We start from the raw sequence: 24,572 nt of genomic DNA, 5'->3' as shown, positions 1-24,572 counted from the left end.
CAGGTTTTATAGATAAAAGGAGTAATACAAATGGCACGATTTTTAAATACTAGCGCGACTAATTTCTTTCTTGAGGAAATGGTTAAAACGACACAGGAGCGATTGATATTTATATCGCCGTACCTAAAGCTGAATGACCGTTTAAAAGAGCTTCTGGAAGATAAGAACCGGCTCAAAATCGACATTCGCATTGTCTATGGCAAGAGTGAACTGCGCCCTACCGAAGCTGAATGGTTGGCTGAGCTCAATTTTGTACGTACGAGCTTTTGTAAGAACTTGCATGCCAAATGTTATATCAATGAGAACAAGTGCATTATCACCAGCCTTAACCTTTACGAGTTTTCGCAGGTGAACAACAACGAAATGGGGATACTGGTCGATAAGACCGACGATACAGAATTGTATCGGGATGCCTACGATGAAGCGCTGCGAATTATCCGCATTAGCGATGAAGATGTTGCCCTGGTAGAGCAAGCGCAATCCAAAACGCCTCCCACGAAAGCAGCGCCTAAACAAGGGCCGTCGAAACCCGCTCCAAAGCCAGCAAATACGCCTATTCCTTCCAGTGGCAAGGAACAGGCTGCCGCTAAACCAGAAAGCCAAGAGAGTAAAAGCGTGCCTTATAGCAAGCTTACGCTCACAAGATTGGCGCAATCACTGTCGATTACTCGTGTTGAACTTACAAGCCAGCTAGAAAAAAAGGGATACATAAAAATCAACGGTGATGAAATTTTAATTACCGCTTTAGGGTTTGCTCAAGGCGGTGAGGCGAAAGCAGGCAGGCATGGCAGTTTCACCTTATGGCCACCCACTATAGAGCTATAGCAGTTACAGAGATTTAACTGAGGAAGTAACCATGCAAGATACGCCTCCTGGCTCACCAACAATGGAAAACGGACAACCTGTGATGACAGATCATGAAGGGTCTTTAAGGGAAAAGCAGTGGCAAACGTTCGATAACTGGATGAACGAATCGCTAAAAGAGCAGCGCCGGTCTAGGCGTTGGAAGATATTTTTCAGATTCGCCTTCTTTGCTTTTTTAATGCTTTCGCTGGCCAACACAGCGTACTTTTTTCACTTTGCCAGCAGTGGTGATTCAGAAGATGAAATACGCCATGTTGCCCTGGTCGATGTAAAGGGGGTCATTGACGCTAACGAGGAAGCTACTGCGTCCCGGATCAATAGCGGGCTACGCGATGCACTTGAGGCTGAAAATGTAGCAGCTGTGGTTCTGCGTATAAACTCCCCTGGTGGTAGTCCAGTGCAATCACAAGCGGTCTACGAGGAGATCCGTTATCTCACGTCACAGTACCCCGATACCCCAATCCTTAGCTGGGTAGAGGATGTGGGCGCAAGTGGTGCTTACTATATTGCGGCGGCTACTGACCGTATCTATGCAGCGCCAGCCAGCCTAGTAGGGTCGATTGGCGTGATTAGCTCAGGGTTTGGATTTAATGATGCTATCGACCGTGTTGGTGTTGAACGTCGCACCTTTACCGCGGGCAGGAACAAGGCCTTTTTAGATCCATTCAGTGAAGTGACGGACGAGCAGCGGGAATTCTGGGAATCGGTACTGGGAAATACGCATGACCAGTTTATCCAGGCAGTGCGCGATGGCCGTGGTGACCGCTTGAAAGGCTCTGAGGAAGTGTTCTCTGGGTTGGTCTGGACGGGCGAGCAAGCGAAGGCCTTGGGTCTTATTGATGACGTTATGACACTGGAGCAGCTATCGCGTGAGTTAATCGGTGAGGTACAGTTCCGCAATTACACGCCTCGCCTCTCTGCGCTGGAGCGGCTAACACAGCGGATCGGCCCGAGCATTGGCGCCATGTTGGGCTTTGATATGACGCAAGGCGTTCGCTACCAGCTCCAGGGCATGTAAATAGCCCCAAGCCTTTGCGCTATTCAATATGCAGTAAACCAATAATGCCCGGAGCTGATGCTACCGGGCATTATTTATAGTGGCGTGAACTCACGGGCGCTATCTCAACTCGATCAGTCAATCTTTCCTAAGCAGTCTTCCTGCGGCTTGGTATCAGTTTGACGTTGGTATCTCACGAGTTTCGAGTGTTCTGTCGTAGGAGCCTTATGCCCGCATAGAAGCGCCAGCTGAACTTGTTCGGCTTTTAGACAATGCCAGAAGCGCCATAATGACCACCGTGGTATCGCACGCAGTTGTTCTAGGTCTTCTTCCCGGCGTAGATAAATTGGCAAAACCACGTCCGAAGTGAGCATGTTTGCTTTCTCAACAGCGCTAAATATTAGTGAGGCTTCAAACACAGTCACACGCCCGTGCATGCGATATTGGATAATCGCCTCGGCTAAAGCACTATGCTGCTGTTCCATTGCGGCCATCGTGCACCGTGCCATAGCCTCTTGGGTCACAAGCATTTGTACAAGCTCAGCTAAGTGATCACGAGCACGATGGGCTGGTACGCGCACTCCTCCGCTGTAGATAGGGATTTGAAAGCGTAATAAACAGCCCGCACCTACCCACATTTTTTCATGCGTCGTTTGATTCTGAATCAAAAAAGCAAAACGCAATTTGTTATTGGCGCACAGATCACATCCCGCGATCGGTGACTCCAGATTTTGGCACAGTCCATCATGCCTCCACTCCTCGGAGGCTTTCCCTATAATTTTGCTACGAGATAAAGCGACCAGCTTTTTCTCTGCCCCTGCACATGATTTCACACGCGATACCTCGCCACATTTTTTTATTCATCCCAAGTTGGGATTCCGTCTCTCTGTTAAAAGCTGTGGAGACTTAATCAAATAGTTTTTTGTAACAGTTATTTTCAAAAAAGAAACATCTGGTGTTGCTCCCTTTGCACCATTCTACAGTAGTATTCTCTGCTGCATGTATGGGCAATCTCTTACATTCTTGTAAGCCATATCTTACAAATTTGTAGGCAGTGACCGTTTTTATAATACTAAAGTGGCACGTTTGTCGCTATTTTATCTAGGAAATAAGACTTATCGAAAACGCCCCATTGTTCAATTTTGTAGTACCCGTCTTGTTCATAACCATTTGAAACGCCCGTATTAATGTAACGAACGTCCATACCAAATTCGACTCTTAACGAACGCAAAATACGACGTAATGAAGACACTGGTATTCCGGTTTTATCCGTAATCTGCTGCAACGAATATTTTTCTTCGGCTATGGCAGCTACGACTAAATAACGACGACGCATCGGCTGCGACAAACGCCCCCACTCAATCTGAGTCACTACTACTTCTCCACATCAGAATGAGGCTGCATGCATGAGATCCGCGCATCATCGACATGCACTCGCTGCTTCTCAGAATCAATCATCACCCACACATAATCCGATTGATCATCCATAAGGTTCGTCATCAGCTCTCCTTGCTGTCCATCGACTTCTACGTAAATAACCAGTTGACCTGGGGCATACTCGACATAGCCAGTGTGGTAGATCGGCCATTGGCTAGGCTTACTTTTTGCTGCTGGTGCGGCTTGTTCCGGTTCGTTTGCCGGATGCCCGTCGTTTGCTGACTGTGCTGTTGTTGCTCTAGGTGTCGTTGCTACGTCCAGTTCACTGGCAAAGATATCGCCTTGGTCTTCTTGGTATTCTTCTTCTGCGTCTTCAAGGTCGGTTTCAACCGTTGTCGTCGTGGTTGTGGTCGTCGTTGAGGTAGCCGTTTTGTCTTTCGCCGGCACGTCACTGCCGTTGTCGTCATCCGCACCCGTAACCGGGCCTTGATGATCGTCTAGCAGGTACCCAGCGCCTACATTAAGACCTGGCCGTGTCGTGTCTGGTAATTCGGGGTTTGACGCCTGTGAAGCTGCTTGTTGAGGTGCATTACTGGCAGCCTCTTGCTTCGCGATGTATTCGCTGGGTTTCTCGCCTAATTCAACAGCCTCTTTTGCCCAGGCCAGCCAATTACGTATCTGCGCCCGAGTGATTCGCTTGTCGGCTTTCTTCTGATCAACCAGTTGCTGGATAAGTGCCTTCTCCCATTCGGGTTCCAGCTCAGCAAGCTGTCGAATGCTATTCAGCATTTCCGGGTCCTGCACAACCTCATCGTCATAGAGCTGACGAATGCTATTAGGTGTTTTGGCTAATGCGAGGTAGAGCGAAACATAGCCGGGGCCCTTTCCAATGTACGCAGCTATTTTGCGCTGCGTCCATCCACCATTGGGTTCGTCTATGAACCGCTGGAGACCATCAGCAATATCAAAGGGTTCAAGATTGTCACGCTGGATGTTTTCGACCAGCTGGCCTGCATGGGCAGTAATGCTATCGTATTTGGCATTACTGACGATGGCGGCAACTTGTAAGCCTTTAAGGCGACAGGCTGCTAAACGCCGTTCACCTTTTTCCAAGATATACATATCACGCTGACCGGGGGCGTTGCGCACTATGATGGGTTGCTGCTGGTCATTCTGCTCAATGCTTTCAGCCAATTCCTCGATGTTTTTTAGCTTCTTCCGTACTTGCTTTTCGACAATAATTTGGTCGGGGTCGAGCATCAATAAAGCTTGGCCATTAGTTAACGTACGGGCGCTGCCAGAAGAATGGTGTGCCTGATGAGCCATTTGTTGAGCCAGTTGAGAATATTTCCCGGCCACGGGCTGCGCATTACTTCTACTCTTGTTAGGCATATAACCTCTCCACTATTTCTTCCATCAGTTGGTTCACTTCTTTTACCGCGACATGCGCATAACCAAGCTCAGCCAAGGTCCCACCTTCATCCTGAATGGTGTCGATGGGAGGGCGTCGATGCAGAACATTTTTCAGCATATCGTCGCCTAACGCTTCGCGTAAGCGATTGCTGTTCTCCTGGATACGCTTACCTCTCGACTCCATAAGGTTTAAAAAACACCCAAGGAACTTAAGCTCATGATTGTGGCGACTTTGAACCTCTGAAATGGTCTTCATTAAACCTAAAACGCCGTCAATTCCATGACCTGTCATTTTCACTGGACACAGTACGTGTGTGGATAGAACCAGGGCAGCATTCACGTTATTGCTGTAGTTCGATGAACAATCAATCAACACCACATCGTACTGCTGACAAAGATCGTTCAGGTTGTCGGAAAATATCCAGGGCGTTTTGATGTGCTCAGAGCTAAGTTGACGAAAACGATCACAGTTGGCTGGGCACGGTATTACGTCAATTCCGTAGCTACAATGGATAGGCTCCACACTTCCATCCAGCCCCTCTTGGTATAGGTCGGCCGTAATGATGGTGCTGAACGGTACATAGGTGCCATCAGGATTCAGTGTCAGCACACTGGTAGTATTTCCTTGCGCATCGTTATCGACAACGAGCACCTTATAGCCATTGCTGCTTAGATAATGCGCTAACAAAACGGTAGTGGTGGTTTTCCCCACGCCCCCCTTGTGAGCGGCTAACGATAAGATTTTCGTCACAACAGCTCCATCTTGCTTGCTGGAGCCGATCCGACCCCACTTTGTTAGTTTCATACACATCCTAGCACCATTATCTGATAGATCAATCCCATTTTCTGGTATTGGTCTATCAAATAATGGCCCTACTAAGTAGGGCACAGCTTTTTTAATACTTCTGGGAAATTAATCCTTTTTTTGCCGATCTTTCCAAAAGGCAAAAACGAGACCTATCGCTGAAATAACCAGTGAAATAACGAACAGGATGATGAAGACGTTCGTTGGTTGCATGGTTGAATCCCTCTAACAGTCGAGAATGTGCCTATAAGCAAAATAGGCGCCTACGCAGATGATGGTCATGACCATTGATAGCAATAATGTAGTTGCCACGCTTGCAACCGCTACAGGAGCGACGAAAGCGCCAGCTACTTGGCCAAGGCCGGTGACGAACGTTGATGTGCTTAGGTGCGCGAATAAGGCATGTACTGCCTTATAAATGGCTGCTCGCCAAGGTCTGGAAGGATAGAGAAGTCTAATGTCGAGGACGTGGCCACCAAATGCTAGTAGTAGCATGGCGTAGCCAATAGTGACGAAGAACAAGCCGATTGAGCTTGTCACTGTTAGGGGTGCGAAGATACCTAACAGCAGGATGCCTGTTCCCAGGTTTCCAACGCTTTTCAGCGATGATGCGATGATATGTTTCATTTTGTTGCCTCCAATAAAAATGAGGAGGCAACAACCCCTAGAGGGAGTGTTGCCCCCTCTAGGGTTTGAGCGCACTAGATGTGCGCAAATACGAAAATACTGGTTAATTTTGCGTGGCCAGTGCTACCACGATTGCTCACTAAACAGTGAGTATGAGGTAAATATACATAGCCCTGGCCTAAAGCGCTAGAGTTTGTGCTTATACAACACTCGGTTATCGAAGGCGGTATCTTTATTTAGCCGGCTACTCGGGTGCATTGGAACCACGTTGGATCTTGTTACCCCGCTTCGGCTGCCTCCACCAAGGGCGCTAGTTGCGCATGTTGTGGGCCCAAACTACTTAACGCGTAGGCATCCATATAGAGCTCAGTATTTGGAATAAGGGTAAAGGGTCCACCGGTAGTCAACGCATAGGGGATATTTAGCGACCGTAGTAGGTAGCGTGCTACATCGTGGACCTCGGGAGGATCGTCACGGTCTCGGTGCTTTTGCGCTGTTATTCCCGGTACATCCTTTGATTTAACCTTTTGCACATCTTCTGCCCGGTCAATGCAGGCAGCCGCATACAAGTCATGAATACGGCGCAAACCAAGTGATGGTCCATCAAGGCGCACATTAAGGCCACAATCAGGTACATGGGCTGTGAGGTTATCCGCTAAATCGCGAATCCGCTTGTTCATACTTCGCCAACGCGGGGGTAACAGGGGCTTTGGCACCGAACGCGCCAAGAGGTGGTGACGCAGGGCTCTATCATCAAAGACTAAGGACTCTAGGCGAAAGTTGATTCTCGTGCCTGCCACGACCAAGGAACGTTGATAAGTGGGTTCCTCTACCAGTTCGTGTGTCCTGTACTCATGATACAAAATATCCGGCGACGGGCCAGCACCCCAGCCCTCTAAACACTCCTCCTCGCCTAGCCACTTGAACACTAAACCCACCCCGCCTTCATCTAACGTCGCGCCTGGACGCAGCGCCAGCGCTTCACCTGCTAGATCGCAACAGTGCAAGGTTAAAGACGCTTCGCGGTCCATAGGGCGCAAGCTTAAGGGCGTATACACCCCCGATGTGAGTATTGAATGTGCCTGGGCAGGCGTGAAGGTAGCGTACAGTTGTGTGGCCATGCTGAAATCCTTTCAGTGAGCATGGATCAACGTTACCAGGAAATAATTTTGACGATGGGCGGCTAGCGGGCTCTTAAGGGCACCAAAGAGAACATAGATTAAAAAAGTTCTCTTGATAAGAAAACTGTTAATTTGCTGTTCGTACCAAGAGACTATAGTGCTAACGAAGCAATGATGTTACCACGCCATCTAGGTTGCTTTTTTCGACAGAAATAGTCTTAAGATGTAATACCTGCATAAAGAGCGCGCCATAATTGTGACCAGCCGGATATTTGGCGCCGCTGTCGTTATGCCTCTGAGCTTTCGTAAATCGCTGCTAACTCTTTTACGCTTTTCCTATTTGTCGGCGCTGTTCTGGCTTAACTGCTTAGCCGTAACGTCTGGCCAAGCATGCCAGAGTAGGCCAATTGCCACGATGAGCGGGATCACGCCTATCAGCACTGTGCCGACAAAGGCAGCAAGCGTGTCCATTACCTCTACCATAGGGCCGGTGCCAGACCAGCCATCCATAATGCCGAGCGCAGCAATAGAGCTTAGGGCGGCTGGGTAGACCAACAACGTCTTTGAGTGCTTTCTAGCCTGCTTACTGAAAGCCAGGGCAGGGATTGCTACGAATATTGACGTAAAGAAGCCAATCCAGCTCCATTCAGGAATGTTGAGAACATCGCTCCCAATAGCAGAGAGCGCGAAAAAACTACCAATTCCTATTCCAACAACAGGTGCTGCCAATACAATTGCAAGAGACATACCTTCACCATTTCCCTGAACAGTTAGCCTGTTTTGTAAAGCGGATCGGCACCGATGAATACGTCCTCGGGTGCTTCGGGCCACTCTTTGCGTATCACATCAAAGTCGCCTTGATTCCAGTAGCGCAAAAACGCCAACCCTTCCTCTGCCTCTAATGCGAATTGGATAGCGGCCACTGACGCCCTGTTATCTTCATACGCCGTGTTTTCAGACTTAAGAGCCTCTTGGGCATTAGACCTAATACCAAGAAGCTTTCCAATGCGCTCACCATCTTTTTCCAGCCCACGGTATGGTAAGTTCAGCACGAGCTCCGAGACCTCTTCACAAAACTCTTGAAGTTCCTTTGGCCGTCCCCTTTCGGTGGCTTGGTAGTAGATTTTGACGCAACTATAAACATGTGCTCGACGTTGCTCTTGGTTGCTTGCATTCATTGGCATCGTTAGCTTTACCTAGTTTTTTAAAAATCGGTATCAATCGGATTGTTTGGGTCGCGTCCCGTCCACGTTAGTCGTGGCCTATCCTCAAACTCATCCAATTTAATTTTCCTTGTTGGCTTTCTGCTGAAACCCTTCCTTCCATCTTTAACGATAAGTATTAAAAGTATTGAACCAACACAGAGGAATAAAAATTCTTTCATTTTATCTCCTGAAATTTCGCCCGTTGCCTGTGTCTAGCGAATGTCCTGGTAACCAGAGCATTCGCTATTAATTTAACTCTCGCGCTTAATAGTGTCTAAGCCATTTTCTCTTAGATATAGCCGAATAAAAGCCTTATCCAAAAAACAATAAACTGCAACACAAGGAAAAATAAAAGAATACGGAAGACAAAGGAGAACAGGTTCTTTGCATGCCTTGGATTCGTATTCGTCCACCCGCACAATACTATCGGTACAAACATAAAGAAGGTTGCTGCAATAAAAGGCGCTATCAACGTTCCCACGTCTGGAGCTTCAAGGGCATGTGCCATCATATAAAAAAAGGCAGATCCAATAATAACAACCCAAACAAAATTCATCTTTAAGCCCTTATCTTCTAGTGTAGGTCAACTTTTCAATGGTGACTCGGTAGCTCATGCCAGTTTTTCCATTAACTCTTAACCGCTCCCTTAACTGAACGGCCTGGATCAAGAGTTGCCTTTGCCGGAATGTTCTTCGATGAACGATGCTGTCAGGGTATCTGGACCACCGGCATAGTCGATGGCTTCGACAAGGGTGTCTGATATGTCGTCATGCCCGTACTCTGCTCGAAATGCCTCAACCCACTCAGATTGGTCAGCTTGTGCTTTGGCGCATGCCTTAGCGGCTGCCTGTGCTAAACGAACTAATTTCTTGCTAGCCATGCCCTCACCCGCTTACCAATTACTATTTGATGGGCTGGTCATCGCTGTTCTTGCTATCGAGCCCTGGCATAAACACTTCCTATCACATGTTTTCGTTTTGTATTTCTTTGAGCACATCGTTGGTGAGTTTGATCATGGCCAGACGTTGGGATGCTGTATGCAAAAGCTTATCGCCAAGATCAGTGCGCTCGTAACAAACAATGAGCTGGGCTTTCCAGAACACTCCGTCAGTCTTTGGGTCAGGCTTTGCACCAGTCGCCGCGTTAACCCTAGCGGTACGGTATGCTAGCAGCCATTCATGCCTGCTAGCGTTGTAACGGCCTAGCCCTGGTTTGCGTGGAAAACACATCGCTTTTCCTTGATCAGTAGGAGCCTAATGTAACTACTGCTTGCGCACGGAGATAACGCTGCCTGCCTCAGCCATGATTCTTTCTGCATCCTCAGCGCTAGACGCAATGGCAAGGTCTTCACTGGTCGCTTTATTCGTCACGGAAATAGCTAGACCATACAGCCGACTTTTTTCAATCGCCTGATTGAGCTTTTGCCGCTGCTCAACAGAGAGGCTTGAAATATCTTGACCATTCATGGCCAATACTTCATCGGTATTAATTTGTTCGTTCATAAAATTCTTTTCCTATGTATTACGGTTTTTATTGGCGTGCAGCATGCCGTTCGTCAAGCGTGCGCTTCACATCAGCGGCCATATCATCAAACATGCCCGGTTCGGCGTCTTCGCTAGGGTCGGATTGGTTGCCACGTAACTGGCGTGCAGCATGCCGTTCGTCAAGCGTGCGCTTCACATCAGCGGCCATATCATCAAACATGCCCGGTTCGGCGTCTTCGCTAGGGTCGGATTGGTTGCCACGTAACTGGCGTGCTGCATGCCGTTCTTCAAGCTCGCGCTTCACATCAGCGGCCATATCATCAAACATGCCCGGTTCGGCGTCTTCGCTAGGGTCGGATTGGTTGCCACGTAACTGGCGTGCTGCATGCCGTTCTTCAAGCTCGCGCTTAACATCAGCGGCCATATCATCAAACATGCCCGGTTCGGCTTTCTCGCTAGGGTTGGATTGATTGCCGCGCAACTGGCGAGCAGCATGCTTTTCGTCAAGCGTGCGCTTCACATCCGCGGCCATACCATCAAACATGCCAGGTTTTGTGTCGGTGGATTCTTGATCTGCGACAGCTGAGAATGAAACCAACCCAGTCAGTGTCAGCACCGCCATTAATTTAATTAACATAACGTTCCTTGATCGGGCTCTATTTTCGATGGGTTCTTAACTTGCCGTATTAGGCTGCTTGGTCTTCATAAAGCACGCCATCTTCCCGCCACATTTGTGCCGTACGCGCTAAGTGGGGCACCACAAGCCCAACCATCTGCGCCTTCTTCGTTTCCCGGTACAACATCACTACCTGTCGGTCGGAAAGAACAACCTGCTCAGGCTTTCTACCAGGGCTAGCAAAGCGCAGTGCTAAGCAGGTTCGCTTGCTCAACGTTGTCACCTGAACGTCACAGGTAATGCCGTCCACGGTCAGCCGGGAAAGGGTATGGCTCGGCTTCTCGGTCGTTAAAGGCAAATGGGCGAAGGGCAGGCCCGCAATGGTGGTTAGCATCGAATATCCTCTGATTAAGTCGAACTTGGGCTTAGCGTATCACGTCGCGTTAATACGCCTAATTAAAAGGTACTAGAGTAATTTCTGATCCAAAACAGCCTTTCACCTCAGCGCTGAGGTAGTGGCCATATTCTGGAGAATCCGGCAGATCAAATTTAAAGCCGTCTTCATGATGACGATGTATTAGGCGGTCAAGACACAGATAGACCAACCGCCCTTCCTGGTCATAGCGACGATCAATCACCTTGGCGCGTACGCGGGTGGTGGTGCCTTTAAAGCGGATGGTCAGGCTGCCATCGTCGCTTACGTTAAATTGGCGGATCGTACGGCAAGACGTTTCCATATCGGTTCTCCTCTCAGGCGGCACGTTGGCGCTGGCGCAAATTATCAATTTTATCTTTCAGGCCCGGTAACGACGCGATGAAGCGCTGCAGTACCGCATCGAAGTGCACAAACTCCGCGTCGTCATCCATGCCCTCCCCGTAATCTAGCCCCGACTCACTTGCTAAGGCTTTCCAGTGAATTAATTGGCCCTGGTAGTCATCGAGGCTTCCCGCTAAGTGAAGGAAGTAGCCGTAAACGTCTTTTGTCTGTGCAGCACGAAGCAGACGGAAAATACCTTGGAATTCTTCCCGCGCTTTAAAGCTTCGGTTATAGAAAATAAAGGTGTTCATTTCCGGCAGGTTCAAACCGTCTTGCGTCACGCCCAGGCTGGCCAACATCACTTGGGTATCGCCCTCGCGGATTTCGGCGTTTAGCCGCTTCGTCCGCGCTTTAATACCTTCGGCCCCGGTGAAGACCATAGACGTGATGCCCTGGCTATCGAGCAGGCGCTTTAAGCGCTCTAACGTCGAGGGGTTGCGTGCAAAAACAATAGGACGACGCCCTTTGCCCACTTCCTTAACAATAAGGTCGATACACGCCCGTTGCTTGCTGGTAGTAGGCAGGTAGGGTGCCACTACCCCACTCAAGGTGTGCGGCGCGTTTGCGGCCTTAAAACACGCCTCCAGGCGTTGCAAGATGATCGTCAGATTGAGGCTTTTGCCATCGGCATTGGTACGCTCTTGATAATCCCGGTACCAGTCCGCGAACTCCTCTACGGTCTGTACATAGGTAACCAAGTGGTCGATATCCCACTCCACCGCTATTGGTTCATGCAGCGTTGGCACAGGAAAGCTGACATGCCGCGCCACATCCGGCTCTTGCTGCACGCGACGTTTCACCATGGGGCTCAACCACTGGCGGAATCGCGCCAGCCCTGCGGACCGGATCTTAGGTATCTCACGCTTAGCCCCCTGGCCCGTCTCGTGGAACTCATTGGTGGACCACGCCATCGTTACATAATGGTTATGGAACTCCTGCCGGCCTTTACTCTGCTTATAGGCGCTATTGAACAGCTCAGGGTACATAAAGCCCGCATCGACGCTATACGGCTGGTATGAGCGCTCTGCGCCCATGGTCCAGCACGCTAACGGCAGCATGTCACGGGGGTAATTCGCCATAGGCGTGCCATCGAACACATAATGCTTTTTCCCGCCCAACGACCACACCGCTTGGGTTTGCTGGGAGTGCGCATTGCTCAGCAAGCCGCCTTCATCGCAGTAAATGTTGGCAAACCGCCCCTTCAAGCGCCGAGCCAGGGTGAGCTTTGGCCATTTCACATTTAGCGGCCTGCGGATAGATTCGTAGCTGACAATGTTGATTTTGCTCAGGCTGGCCAAATCGCTGGCGCGGGTAATGGCTTGGTAGTGGTCGGCGGGCACTTTAAGCAAGGCCAGCTCACGCATGAGTTCATCCACTAGGCGCGACTTGACCACAATCAGCGACTTTCCAGGCTGTAAAAGCGCCAGCGCCAAGATGAGCCGGGTTTTACCTAACGCCATTTGCCACGCGCACACGCCACCCACCGGGCGGAACGCCAGCTCGCAAAGATCCTCTAGCTGGAAATCCCAGGTAAGCCAACGGTCTAAGCCCAAAGCGCGAGCTTGCGCTTCCAGCTGGCTAATACGCTGGGGGTAGTGCTCACGGATCGGCGGATGAATGGCTTCCCAATAGTCGGCGCTCGCTGCCTGTTCTTCCATATCAAACAGGCTGAAAAAGGCGTCGTGGTTCATAGCGAACACACCGCGTGCCGTCGTCACGTTAAACCCGTCATTGCTGCGTAGGGCCGTGACGGTTTCACCCATGGCCACCACAGACGTACGCTGGCGCTTGTCGATCATCGCTAGCCGCTTAGCCGTTGCTGAAAAGCTGGGGGTGCCTTTGCGATAAACCCACCGGCCATAGGGAATGCTCATTTGTTGATGTTCTTTGACGAGCGAAGCAACGCCATGGCGAAGCTGGGCCGTAATGGTGGGATTCCCCCCGGCCTCGGTAATACGAGCAGCTACGGACTCCAACGCTGCCATAGGGTCTTTCTGCAGGACAATCGCATCAAGGGATAACCGGTATTGGCCTGCATAGCGTGTCGTTGGGGAATAGCGATGGAGCTCATTAGAAATCAGGCGTGATTCCCATAGCGCATTCTTAACCCTTACCTCGGTTGCCGCATCGTGAAAGGTCAGCTTGATATGGCGCCCTGCCCGGTCCATAACAACGCGGGTATCTCCAGTGACAGGAAGGGATACAACCGGCTCCCCTTCATCGACGCCAATTGCACCCACCGGCTTAGTCTTAAGCATACGTTCTTCTCGGCAGGCTAAGAGCGTGGGGAGCGGCGAAGGAAGCGCATCAGGTGACAGCGTGCCGCCATCGTGCCACTTGGCTTGCTGGGCAGGTTCGCCAAAAATAAGCAGGTCTGTTGTAACGCTAACCACGTTTTCTTGGGTGAACGCATTGGCAGGGAGACGGTAGACCGCAACCAGTCGCTTATCCAGATCGCCAAGCTCCCCAGCAGTCAGCCGTTGGGTTGTCGTACGTGGGACGACCGCGGCAACGATATCGGCGTTATCGAGGGCTTGAGCCAAGGCGTATTCGTGAGACAGTGCCGAGGTATGGGGGCCATGCTTACCAAACGTGGTAACGCCTGGGAAAGGCGTTAAATTCGGGCTAGATAACGTGATGGAGAATGGAGGGTTGATAAGTGCTGCGCTGTATTGGCCAAGTACGGCATCCTCCATGGGAATGGCTTTAATATCGACTTGATAGCCTGCAGCGTCCAGCCGATCGGTAACGGCGTCGATGAGCTCCTGGTCAACATCAAGCCCATGTAAGGTGTGTTGCTCTGCCTGGGCGAAACGAAACATGCTACCCGCCCCTATTGAGTTATCGAGCAAGCGGTAACGGCAGCCAGGTGCAAAGGCTGGAGAAATTAGCGACCATGCCGCTTTGACCACCCACGCGGGGGTAAAGAACTGCGAAAGGGTTTCTTTTCGCTTGGCATGCAGCCCGCCCATGTTTTGGGCCTTCGTTGCGCGACTGCCTCTTGAAGCGAGTTCGTCTAAAATCGTCCAATTAAAATGACCCATGACACCCTTCCCGTGACTATCTAACGTTGCTTTATAATTACTTTACACCACGTTTTTAAACTCCCTATTTAAATGTGCAGCAACAAAAAACCCAGCGCTTAGGCTGGGTTTTTTTAACTTCAATGGGGTTATGCCGCTTCGGCTCTCGCCACTAATGCCATCACGCTATCAATATCTTCGTCTGTACCGTACATAATGGTAGCGCTCTGGATTGCTTCAACTAAGCTGGCACCTAATGAAAAGGTGATTTTAGATTTAAAGACGGTGATATCCATTTGTGATCCTTTCCCAAAGCGGGTACGCATCGGAATAGGGGTGCGAGTCTGACAGTTCTCAATTAAAGCGCTACGTAGCTCTTGGAGGCTATCTCCAACGTTAACCGAGGCTTCGGTTGTTATTGGTGCTAATGATTGAATAACGGCGCCTAGCTCCTCAACGTCGGTATGTAGATCATAAGCATGGCCACTGTAATAACGAGAAATGACGTAGCTATTTTTCTTGAATGTGGGTTTATCACGACCTCTAGCAATTCTAAAATAGCGATTTACCTTTTGGACTGCATTCCGCATGCCTTCACTTTTGACGTTTTCACACTGATCATCAAAATGTTTTTTGATTTTGTCCCAGGGCATCTGGTGGATCATCGTTTCTAAAGCAAGAACTTGGCTATGAAGACTCTCTTTGTCGATTTTTAATAACTCTTGGTTTCGTTGGTAGTTAAGGAACCGCCCTGAATTTCTATTATGATAATCTTCGTAGGTGTAGAAACTGTAATCTGTCGTAATTTCAACAGGAAGGCCATTACTATATTCAGCGGTTAGGTCTTTCTCTACACGCTCAAAATGGACTTTCAAAATACTTGCAAACGCATTGTTTAAGGCGGGTAGATAATGCCTATCGGCATCACTATCGCCAAGCTGTCTTAAAGTACGTGCTGAGTTAGCATACGCTGCCCGCGCTTCAATTAACTTGGCTACGTTCTCGATAAGCTCTTTTTTAAAGGCATCTATGTTAAACATCGTCACTACCTGCTGAATGATTTATACCTTTATGCTAACCCGGTTTTTTCCAAGAGCCTATTTAATTTAAGCAAAGTTTTAACGCCTGTATCGAGAATCGGTTAAGCAGGCGTTTCATCCATAAGGTTCATAAAGCTATCAATAACGTGTTCGTCACAATATAACACGGTCGAGGCCTGGATCGCTTCGACCACGGCAGGGCTCAGGGTGAAGGTTATTTTTGTTTTAAATACCGTAACATCTATTGCTGATCCTTTGCCAAAGCGGGTACGCATTGGGATGGGCTGTCGGGAGTGGTAGGTCTTTTCAAGCGCCGTTAGCAACGCTTGTAGGCTATCGCCTATATCCAGGTTGGCTTCTGCGACGATGGGGCCTAATGCGTCCTGTACATTGCTAATGGCTTGGATATAGCCGCGAATATCCCAAGACTCCCCAGTGTAGTCTCGTGTAGCAACCAAACAGCCATTTTTGAAGACGGCCTTATTGTACCTTTTGTCGATTGAGAAGAAGTCGTGAACCGTCAGCGTGCATGCGCTCATCCCCGATTTTTTAGTATTCAAACATTGGGAATCGAAGTCCTCCTTAATCTTGCTCCAGGGCATGTTATGTACGGTGTTTTCTAAAGCCAGCACTTGCTCATGTGGGCTCTTACCTTCTACGGCTTTTAGTTCATCATTCAGCGCGTCGGATAAATACCGTGTATCTCCAGAGTACGGGTGTGAGACAAATCTATAAAACTGCTCATTAGTGGTGATATTAACGGGGAGCCCATTGCTGTATTCAGCTGTTAGCTGGATCTCTACCTCACTAAATCGGCTTTTCAATAACCGTGTGAGCGCGCCGGGAATATCACTTAGGTATTGTGAGCTGAGCCTGGTTTCACCAAGTCCATTCATTTTCGTTGTCGCTACCTGGAACATCTGGCGTGCTTCTATCAGTTCAGCGACATTTTCTAACAGGCGCTGCTTGAAGGGGGCTATTTCAAACATACCGACTCCTGGGTTGTTTCTTTTGCACACCTCTAAAACCACTTGAGAGCTGAGCAGCGATCATTTATTTAGTATTAATCCAATACTACCAATAAATCTTATCTACCCTATTTAATTGTGTTGCTCTGCAGACCACACAAATTGGATATAATCTGTTGTGTTAGCACAAAGTGTTCAGTAAGGGGAAAATAGCCGCTTTCTAATATTTTTTAATTATGCTATCTATTTAGTTATGATATAAACAAATGTAGATGCTATTACTATCCTGTGATTCACAATGCAACAGTGTCTTTATCATTGCCGCGCAACCTGTGCGGAAAGCTCCTAATCTAACCCTTAAATGTGGAAGGTATTTATGCAGAAATTGAAGGTTTTTTTACAGCCGTATCGACCTACAAACCGACCTTATCAGTCGCTACCACAATCCACGCTGACATTGGTGCTAATTGGATTCTCCATTGCGGGCCTTGTGACGCTAAACCCCATGCTCTTAGTGCCGGCGGTGGTAATGGTCATCGCGCTTGAAACAAGTGCATGGCCTCAGACACTACACTTGATCAATAAGAAACAAGAATCGTAAAAGAGACTGCAATCCTATGTACTCGCTTGCCACTTCCGCTAGGTTCTTAATTCTTCGCAAAAAAAACTCTGACCTTTGAGGGGTCAGAGTTCAGGTACCTTTAATCACACCTCTGCAATTAGCCCGCCCTACATAACTCCGCCATGGTCCAGCTCACGACGTTCTTAGCATCGCAATGAAAACCCAGCTCCCATAATTGCTTCTTGAGCTTCCCCCTCCCCTTTAGCGCGTCCACTACGTTAGGTGCATGCTCCGTAATTAACGGTCTCACCTGGGATATTAAGATCGGATAGCCCGAGGTGCGCTGAATGAGTTCGTTTAGCTCCTCTGCAACAGGGTTAGCACCGTGTAGTAGCGAAGTGTCATTGCTAGGCTGGTCTGGGAGAGGGTGCACCGTGACCTGCATGCACCTTTCAATGCCCCGCTGTGCAAGGCAATTCGTAATGGCCTGAAAGTCCTGGCTACTGGACACAATCAGCCACGGGACATGGATTAGCCATTTACGTGAAGCCACTAGCTCACCAGCCGCAAATGCCAGCGACAATCCGGTAGCCTGCTTGAGCGCCCGAGAGACCGGTACCAAGCGTATGTCACTGGGCTGCGGATAAAGCTCTCTCCAGCATTCGGGATCGGCTTCGTCGCTATGCGCTACCAGAAGTATGTCGTCCTCCCGTACCAAGCACTCTACTTGTGCGCAGCTGGCGCTAGCACCGTCTACAAGAATTACCTTGCCTGGGGTATCCATCGTTTGCCTCATGATTAACCTACTCAATGCTTCCCACAACTCGCCCCACGATGCGCTCAGCGTCAATGGTAGTGCGTAGAGGACTGTGCGCAGCATCGACGCACCACGTACCCGTCGGTTCTTGCCTCACTGATATAAGCGTAATGACGTTGTGCGATTCGATCACCGCTGCAACATCTCCTGATTGCACGCTGCCGGGCTCAATAAAGACGTATTGGCCTATGCCAGGTATTGCGTCTTTTTCCTCGGGAAGTACCGCTAGTGCAAAGCTGTTCTTTTTGAGTGGCTTGGCTGGGTTCAGCTCGATTGCACCTTCGGGCACTGGTTCATTCGGCCTCTCAATGTGCCAATGGCATATCTTGGCGCGGCTTGCTAACGGCACAGCGTAATCACAAGGCGACCATTCGCTTTGTGCATTCATCTTCTCGTAGTCATCCATCATATTTGTCACCTTCTGATCATAGCGGCTGCAGGATAGGGGCTGTCCTAGCCAAAATTATAAACGCTCAAGAATAACTGTAATTACTGTAATACATGTATTACACCATATCAGCGTAAGTTAAGAATTCGCTGCTGATTGGTTGGGCATCACCCAAGTCAGCTTTTGGGCTTCTACCTGTGTCACCTCATTCGGTTTGAAGCGAACCTTAATCATGCTGGAAGGCGCCAGCTGGTTCAGTAGTGGTGTCTCCACCACTGTCGCTTGGCTCTGCCCTCCCTTAATTGCCACGGTCGCGCCTGGAGACAGATCGCGGTAGGTGGCGGTAAGTCGATAGAGCTGCGCTGCGCTAAATGCCTTGGCCATCGTAGCTATCCTAAATTCCGCTACTACGTGTTCAGTGTTGTTACTGCTCGAAACTTCCCACCAAAGTTCAGGAGGAGGAGTCTGCCTATCGGCTTTTAACGAAAGACGATCTAGCAGGATAGGCGTTGGCTTGAAGGGTTGATGGCGAAGGGTTAACGGCATCCACCACCGATGATGGTGATTGGCATAGGGCAACACCTCGGTGAGGTAATTATCAATACAGGCCTCGCGCTGTTGCGATGTAACTGCGTTCAGTAAAGAAAACCAGCGTGAAGCTTCTTTTGCGTATTTGAACCGGGCGATTACCATCCCGGTTGTCTCGGTAATATCACATGCCCAGGTTGTTTGCTGGCTGGATCGGAATTCGTACGGCTGCGAATGTGATTGCTGGAGCAAAGCCAAGCCTTCCTCCACTTCTAGCTTGCACCAGCGCTGGATTACTTCCCTTAAGCTATCCCCATAAACAGGCTGCTGTTGATGATCTTCGTCAGTTAGGCTCCACAGCTGCGGCACCTGTTCAGTTTCCATCAGCTCGATAGGGGCGATGCCCGTCTCAGTCACGCACATTGCCTCGACTTCGTACCGTCCTTGAAGGCCTTCTAGTAGCAGATGAGTCAATGTGAGTTCCTTTTTTTACTGTCTTGAATGTTCACGTAGGTATTGCCAGTTCAGGTAGTCGGCTATAGGGGTATTATCACCCAACAAATTACCCACACTGGAGTCGGAAGCATCCCATAAGGGCTATCAGGAGGCTACAGGTCTATCGAATCTGCAATATCCATTAAACAATCATTATTTAATGCTTTAATTTATCGGTGAGTTTAAACGGTAAACTTTATCGGTCAATTTAAATAAGCTGTTTTAATAAACTTTTACAATGTGCGTTTAAAACCTTTTTTATTTATTATATTTGTTTTAAATGGACATAGTTAAGCGGGATTACAGCTTTCACATCCTGGGTGGCACCCATTAGGTCATTACCGGGCCTCAAATGTGCTGCTGAGTGCCTTTAAAGGCATGGTCAGTGCCCCTGTGTTTCCAAAGCGGGAGGATATGATGCGCCGATACCACCACGATCGACCCCGCCACCTGTTTTGGAAAGCAAGATGCCCGCTACGTTAGACGCCACGACAAGACAAAACGCGCTTAATATGGAAGCGCTGTTAAGCGAGAATCAGATTGCGCCAGGTCTTGCTCTCGAACTCATACGCAAAAGCTTCGGTGATGAGGCCGGGGATGCAGTCCTGCAGCTGCGACGTGAGCAAGCTGACCCGTCTATCCACGCTGCCTCCGCTAATGAACCCCAGACGGTGGAAACAGCTAAGAAAGCACTCCCTGTTGTGGATGCGGGTCTGCCGAAAGCATTGCAGGCATTCGCCAAGCAAATACGCGATTCTCTACCACAAAATGACGATATAGCGTTTATGCACACTGTACTGTGTCAACTAGGGTTGCCGCGACGTAAGACCGCTGAAACGCGGCAATCTCGGGTATGTGATGGTGTGGCCATACAGATCGACGCTGGCTCATTATGGGATGGTAAGCAGTTTGTTGATCAGCCGCTCCCGTATGGCGCCTTTCCACGTCTCATTCTCGCGCAATTGAACAGTGAAGCTTTGCGCCAGCGCTCCCCCACGGTGAACGTAGGGCCAAGTGCGTCTGCCTTTCTTCGCACCTTGGGCATTACCCCTTCGGGAGGCGCCAATGGCTCTTACACGATGTTTAAAAAGCAGGTCCAGGCATTGGCAGCGTGCCGGTTAACGCTGGGCTATAACGTCAAGGATCGGGCCTATACGATGAAAGGCGATATTATCGAGGGCTTCGAAGCCTGGACCACCGAAACTACCGGGTGTCGTGAAATGTGGCCTGAAACGGTCATTTTCAGTGATCGCTATTACGAGAATTTAGCCGAACACGCGGTACCGGTTGATATGCGGGCGTTGCATGCCTTGAAGGGGTCTGCTCTTGCATTGGATTGCTACCTTATGCTTACAGAGCGATTGCATCGGCTCAAGGGTTCTTACACCATTCTTCGCTGGCACCAGCTGCATGCGCAGTTTGGTTCTGAATATACGGGTGATGCTGCTACTCGCAATTTCAAGCGAGAATTCCTGAAAGTGTTGAAGCGTGTACATGCCGTCTACCCCGAGGCTGACATAGCCGTCGTTAAAACGGGCTTGCGCCTCAAACGTTCCCCGCCTCCGGTACCGTACAAGGTCAAAGGTGCATAGTGGGCTGGCTGGGTCGATATAGTGCAAACCGTCAGGGTAGTAACGTGAGCGATAACAAGGAATATAAAGAATAAGGAAACCAAAGGGGATCACGTCTAAGCCTTTGTTCTGCTAAGACTATCCCCTGCAGCTGCGAGCCAGCACCCCCACCTACTGCGAGTCATAACTACCACTTCTGATATTTTGCGAGTCACAACCCCCACCTTCTGCGAGCGGTAACCCCCACCCTGTTCAGCTCTTGCGAGCAATGACCCCCACCCTTCTGCGTTCTTGCGAGCTGTAGCCCCCACCTATCACCGGTTATTGTGTGGATAAAACGGTTCGTAACTGACTGCATAACCAGCTATTTGCTTTATTGCGAGCGTTAGCCTCCACCTAATGCGAGCCACAGCCTCCACCCAGGCGTACAGCGCCAGCAATGTGTGCCGTGGACAGAAGCGGTATGGGTACCTAGGCAATTTGAGCGCTGGAGCGTGGCTACTGCGAGTCAAAACCCCCACCTAGTCGGGTTTCGACCCATGCGAGTGGCAATGCCCCCAGAGTGCTACTGCGAGCTGGCGCACCCACCTCTACGATTATTAGCACTAATTTTTTGCGTGTCGTCGCCGTATTGCGAGCTGTAGCACCCACCCTCGACCATACTTTTGCGATACGGTGGCAGTGACGCTTTGTGGAGGTGCGAATGGATAATCAAGCTAACCGGTCATTATATGGCCCTGATGAAGTGATCCTGGCGCGTGATTCGGTTGATACCGACCAATTCCCTTTGGCTGTTTTTCAATCCTTTTTGTACAACCAGAGCGCAGATCGCCAATCCATATCCAATGCCATAGTGTTTTGGGACTGGCTGCCTAAGTACGCCAACGAAGCGGCAAATGCCGAGGCAAAACTACCCAATGCCGTAGAGTCACAATTTTCCTACGCCGGTCAGCGATTCGACTTCACCCAATTTCCTGGTACCTGCCGCGATTACAGCCAACGAGGCGAAGCATGGATGCGGCGCTATCCCGGTATCAAAGAGCAAGCGGTTGAGCTGGCCCTTATGAAGTTGGCGTCAGACATTGGGGGCATTTGTGAGGTTGATCAGGGACAACGCCAATACGGTGTGGTTTTTTCGATCCGGCAGCTTCGACGTGAACTGGAGGCTATGGGCCACACCTACAATCATCGGCAGATAGTCGAGTCGATAGATATCCTCACGTCGTCAGAATTTCTGCTCGAATCAGCAAATGGGAAGGCCGTTGCTCGGAGTCGTATCATCACGGAGTATCAAGCAGCGACGGCTAAAGGCAACGCTCGGCATTCACCCGAAGCTCAATGGCGGGTTTTCTTTCACCGGGTAGTCGCCAAGGCGATCGAAAGCGCTCAGTACCGCCAATATGACCTCACACGGCTTTATGCACGGCGTAGCTATGGCATTACCCTGGTAAAGCGCCTTATCTTCACCACCAATTTGTCCTCATGTACCCCTTTGCGCGTGCTGTTCAGCGAGCTTCGAGAGACCACCAGCGGGTTAAATTATTCGCGAGTGACCGATGGGGTGTCGTATCTGGAGAAAGAGATTAAACGTCTGCAATCGGACCGTACGTTGGCCAGCTATGAGAAGCGCGTTATCAAGCAACGCTCCGAGGGCTCGGGACGGCCGGTTGTGGTGGATGCAGAGTTTCTTCTGTACCCCAGTAATGAACTGGTCGCTGAAATTAAAGCCTCGAATGCACGTCACATGAACGTCGAAAAGGCCTTGATGCTTTCGCCTAGAACCCGCCAAGAACGACAAATGAACTTATCCCTGCTGTAAGCCTTTCTAAGCGCCAGCACTGCCACCCATAGGCATACCCCTTACTGCATTGTCGTTCTTCTCACTAGCGCAGCTCTAGGCCTTATTTATGCACCTGTTCGCCTGCCACCTTGGCGTAGCGGCTGCTGCCTGCTCCGAATACCGCCTCCCCTCCGAATACTTATCCCCAAAAATTCACGGCCTAAGGTAAAGGGGAAAAATCTTATTTTTTTGATAAAGGGCTTTAGACACTACTACAGGTAAAAGACGTAACCCTTACAGCGTATAGGTTTCGGGGGGGGGCAATTATTCATAAAACGATAGCAATTATGCATAAAACGATAGTGATTATTCACGATGCGATAGCGATTATTCATGCCCATTGCGATAGTGATTATTCATGACTTCCGATAGCGATTATTCACGACATATCGGTTACTAACACGCTTACTCACATGTTTATGCACAAGTATTGTGGATAAGTATGTCATTTCATGACTGACTTCATACATCCCTCTAAGCAGATCTCACTACCCCCTTTTGCGAGTACGGTTACCAGGGGATAGCGAGGACTGACTTACCGATTAAGCGGCAACTGGACTGGTCAGTAATTGGCTTTCATGGGCGAAATTAGCTTGCACGATGGCCTTAGCTAACGGGGGTGGGACACTGTTTCCGATGAGCATGACCTGCTTGTTCTTGGCTATTTTCTCGCCATTTGCATGGCTGAACATGTAACCCTTGGGAAAGCCTTGAGCCATCGCTAGTTCGTGTGGCTGCAACATCCGTATGCCGATATCTACGAGCGCAAAGGTTTGCCCATCGAGCGTAACCGTCACCAACTTAAGCCGGTCTTTGGTCGTGATTGTCGGTAATGGATCGTTTAAATCCCTACCGGTGAGGCCACTGCCACTGCCGTAGTACGGTGCGAGGAAAGCAACGGTTAGATACGCATGAGTAGAGCCTGTGCAGATCGTTGAGAGCGGGCTGGTGATATCCCTGGCTTGGCGCTGGCTTCCTTTCATATTGAGCATCAAGGCAGCCAGCGGGCCCGGTATCTGATCCGTGGTCAGCGTGATAGGGGCGCCAGCTGTATCAGCGAGCTTGCCTGGGGCGTATTGCTCCAAAAACGCCGCTACCCGTTGGGCATTGCATAAGCCATGCGATGGCTTACCTTCTGTTGCGCAATCCTCCAGTACGTCGCCTGGGCTTGGCTGGTGGGGCTTCACAAAATACGGCTGGGGGTTCTGGACCACATAGCGGGCGATGCCGTTGGCTATACGACGCAGTGTTGCGTCCACCAATGGCTTCTTACGATCAAAGATGCTCACCGTGGGGATTGACCAATCAATACACTCAGCTGCCGACACCCACGGTTTCAGCTTACCTCGCAGCACGGCTAAGGAGCTGGGCTCACCATGGGTAGGCTTCGGCCAGATGATGGGGCGCCCATCGCGGCGAGCCACCAGGAAGAAGCGTTCTCGGATGGTAGGTGCCATAATCACACGCCTTAAGCACACGCCAGTCAACGTCGTAGCCATGGCGTTTTAGTCGCTGCACAAACGCACGGAATGTTTGTCCTTTGCGTACCGGGCATGGGCGCGTTTTACCATCCGGGCCTTTGATGAGAGGCCCCCACTCCATAAACTCACTGACGTTTTCAAGAACGATTGCGCGAGGCTTCACCTTTTCTGCCCATCGAGCGGCTACCCAGGCTAGGCCACGTACTGACTTAGAAACCGGGCGACCGCCTTTTGCACGGCTATGGTGGCGACAGTCAGGACTAAACCAGCATAAGCCCACAGGTCGGCCATCGGTGGCGGTTTCGGGGTTGATATCCCACACATCGGCAACCGAATGCTCAGAAGTAGGGTGATTGACAGCATGAACCGCCAGGGCCAGGGGGTTATGGTTAATGGCAAGGTCTACCATACGGCCTAGCGCTTGCTCGATACCCTCAGATGCTCCCCCTCCCCCGGCAAAGTTATCGACCACTAATTCATGGCCAAACAGACCGTAGTTCAATTCCTGCAAATTCTTTTGGTAGCAGCTCATG

Annotated in this window: 23 protein-coding genes and 1 pseudogene; 4 read left to right on the top strand and 20 right to left on the bottom strand. The window is 49.9% G+C overall.

Features of this window, described 5'->3' with window-relative positions; all coding sequences use genetic code 11:
• Window positions 1-30 precede the first annotated feature (30 nt).
• Both KO116_RS23995 and KO116_RS23990 read left to right on the top strand, forming a co-directional pair.
• Window positions 31-825, top strand: coding sequence for a phospholipase D family protein (locus KO116_RS23995; protein ID WP_035565620.1), 795 nt, complete (start codon window positions 31-33; stop codon window positions 823-825).
• 31 nt (window positions 826-856) lie between these two features.
• Window positions 857-1,882, top strand: a complete 1,026-nt coding sequence (locus KO116_RS23990) for a S49 family peptidase (RefSeq protein WP_045812359.1) — start codon at window positions 857-859, stop codon at window positions 1,880-1,882.
• A 113-nt stretch (window positions 1,883-1,995) separates the two neighbouring features.
• On the opposite strand, the gene KO116_RS23985 is transcribed toward KO116_RS23990, so the two are convergent.
• From KO116_RS23985 to KO116_RS23875, 19 genes are all read right to left on the bottom strand, one after another.
• Window positions 1,996-2,694: a hypothetical protein gene (locus KO116_RS23985; RefSeq protein WP_035565622.1), complete on the bottom strand. Its 699-nt coding sequence runs from the start codon at window positions 2,692-2,694 to the stop codon at window positions 1,996-1,998.
• Between the two features lie 239 nt (window positions 2,695-2,933).
• On the bottom strand, window positions 2,934-3,233 hold the full coding sequence (locus KO116_RS23980; RefSeq protein ID WP_035565625.1) for a helix-turn-helix domain-containing protein: 300 nt from the start codon (window positions 3,231-3,233) through the stop codon (window positions 2,934-2,936).
• A 2-nt stretch (window positions 3,234-3,235) separates the two neighbouring features.
• Window positions 3,236-4,630, bottom strand: a complete 1,395-nt coding sequence (locus KO116_RS24400; RefSeq protein WP_052703889.1) for a ParB/RepB/Spo0J family partition protein — start codon at window positions 4,628-4,630, stop codon at window positions 3,236-3,238.
• Entirely contained in the window at window positions 4,623-5,456 is an 834-nt protein-coding gene (locus KO116_RS23970) for a ParA family protein (RefSeq protein WP_035565629.1), read from the bottom strand. The genes KO116_RS24400 and KO116_RS23970 overlap by 8 nt, the downstream gene beginning before the upstream one ends.
• Before the next feature lie 225 nt (window positions 5,457-5,681).
• A complete protein-coding gene (locus KO116_RS23965) occupies window positions 5,682-6,083 on the bottom strand; it encodes a hypothetical protein (RefSeq protein WP_035565632.1) in 402 nt (133 codons plus the stop codon).
• A 278-nt stretch (window positions 6,084-6,361) separates the two neighbouring features.
• Window positions 6,362-7,204 (bottom strand): hypothetical protein, encoded by an 843-nt coding sequence (locus tag KO116_RS23960; protein WP_035565635.1) that lies wholly within the window; start codon window positions 7,202-7,204, stop codon window positions 6,362-6,364.
• A 336-nt stretch (window positions 7,205-7,540) separates the two neighbouring features.
• On the bottom strand, window positions 7,541-7,951 hold the full coding sequence (locus KO116_RS23955) for a hypothetical protein (protein ID WP_035565640.1): 411 nt from the start codon (window positions 7,949-7,951) through the stop codon (window positions 7,541-7,543).
• A gap of 23 nt (window positions 7,952-7,974) precedes the next feature.
• Complete coding sequence (locus KO116_RS23950; RefSeq protein ID WP_045812358.1) at window positions 7,975-8,382, bottom strand: hypothetical protein; 408 nt, start codon at window positions 8,380-8,382, stop codon at window positions 7,975-7,977.
• Between the two features lie 691 nt (window positions 8,383-9,073).
• Window positions 9,074-9,289, bottom strand: coding sequence for a hypothetical protein (locus tag KO116_RS23935; RefSeq protein WP_035565650.1), 216 nt, complete (start codon window positions 9,287-9,289; stop codon window positions 9,074-9,076).
• A gap of 382 nt (window positions 9,290-9,671) precedes the next feature.
• The gene (locus KO116_RS23925; protein ID WP_035565654.1) at window positions 9,672-9,911 is read right to left on the bottom strand and encodes a hypothetical protein; all 240 of its coding nucleotides are present in this window, start codon (window positions 9,909-9,911) and stop codon (window positions 9,672-9,674) included.
• A gap of 28 nt (window positions 9,912-9,939) precedes the next feature.
• Window positions 9,940-10,530 (bottom strand): hypothetical protein, encoded by a 591-nt coding sequence (locus KO116_RS23920; protein WP_035565656.1) that lies wholly within the window; start codon window positions 10,528-10,530, stop codon window positions 9,940-9,942.
• Between the two features lie 49 nt (window positions 10,531-10,579).
• The gene (locus KO116_RS23915; RefSeq protein ID WP_035565658.1) at window positions 10,580-10,903 is read right to left on the bottom strand and encodes a hypothetical protein; all 324 of its coding nucleotides are present in this window, start codon (window positions 10,901-10,903) and stop codon (window positions 10,580-10,582) included.
• Window positions 10,904-10,961: 58 nt separating this feature from the next.
• Window positions 10,962-11,246, bottom strand: a complete 285-nt coding sequence (locus KO116_RS23910; RefSeq protein WP_035565660.1) for a hypothetical protein — start codon at window positions 11,244-11,246, stop codon at window positions 10,962-10,964.
• Window positions 11,247-11,259: 13 nt separating this feature from the next.
• A complete protein-coding gene (locus KO116_RS23905) occupies window positions 11,260-14,370 on the bottom strand; it encodes an SNF2-related protein (protein WP_045812357.1) in 3,111 nt (1,036 codons plus the stop codon).
• A 128-nt stretch (window positions 14,371-14,498) separates the two neighbouring features.
• Window positions 14,499-15,389, bottom strand: coding sequence for a hypothetical protein (locus KO116_RS23900; protein ID WP_035565664.1), 891 nt, complete (start codon window positions 15,387-15,389; stop codon window positions 14,499-14,501).
• 101 nt (window positions 15,390-15,490) lie between these two features.
• Window positions 15,491-16,378, bottom strand: a complete 888-nt coding sequence (locus tag KO116_RS23895) for a hypothetical protein (RefSeq protein WP_035565666.1) — start codon at window positions 16,376-16,378, stop codon at window positions 15,491-15,493.
• A gap of 698 nt (window positions 16,379-17,076) precedes the next feature.
• On the bottom strand, window positions 17,077-17,715 hold the full coding sequence (locus tag KO116_RS23885) for a hypothetical protein (protein ID WP_158414231.1): 639 nt from the start codon (window positions 17,713-17,715) through the stop codon (window positions 17,077-17,079).
• 7 nt (window positions 17,716-17,722) lie between these two features.
• On the bottom strand, window positions 17,723-18,145 hold the full coding sequence (locus KO116_RS23880) for a hypothetical protein (RefSeq protein ID WP_035565673.1): 423 nt from the start codon (window positions 18,143-18,145) through the stop codon (window positions 17,723-17,725).
• Between the two features lie 117 nt (window positions 18,146-18,262).
• A complete protein-coding gene (locus KO116_RS23875; RefSeq protein WP_035565675.1) occupies window positions 18,263-19,126 on the bottom strand; it encodes a hypothetical protein in 864 nt (287 codons plus the stop codon).
• Between the two features lie 488 nt (window positions 19,127-19,614).
• Here KO116_RS23875 and KO116_RS23870 point away from each other — a divergent pair, with 488 nt between their 5' ends.
• On the top strand, window positions 19,615-20,739 hold the full coding sequence (locus KO116_RS23870) for a replication protein RepA (RefSeq protein ID WP_052703888.1): 1,125 nt from the start codon (window positions 19,615-19,617) through the stop codon (window positions 20,737-20,739).
• Between the two features lie 682 nt (window positions 20,740-21,421).
• Window positions 21,422-22,537 carry a hypothetical protein gene (locus tag KO116_RS23865; protein ID WP_035565677.1) on the top strand — a complete coding sequence of 372 codons (1,116 nt, stop codon included), beginning with the start codon at window positions 21,422-21,424 and terminating at the stop codon, window positions 22,535-22,537.
• A gap of 563 nt (window positions 22,538-23,100) precedes the next feature.
• Here the strand turns inward: KO116_RS23865 and KO116_RS23860 are convergent.
• A pseudogene (locus KO116_RS23860) lies at window positions 23,101-24,571 on the bottom strand (DNA cytosine methyltransferase).
• Between the last annotated feature and the right edge of the window lies 1 nt (window position 24,572).

The organism is Halomonas sp. KO116 (assembly GCF_000734975.2).
Lineage (GTDB): Bacteria > Pseudomonadota > Gammaproteobacteria > Pseudomonadales > Halomonadaceae > Vreelandella > Vreelandella glaciei.
This window is presented reverse-complemented; position numbering and strand designations above follow the sequence as displayed.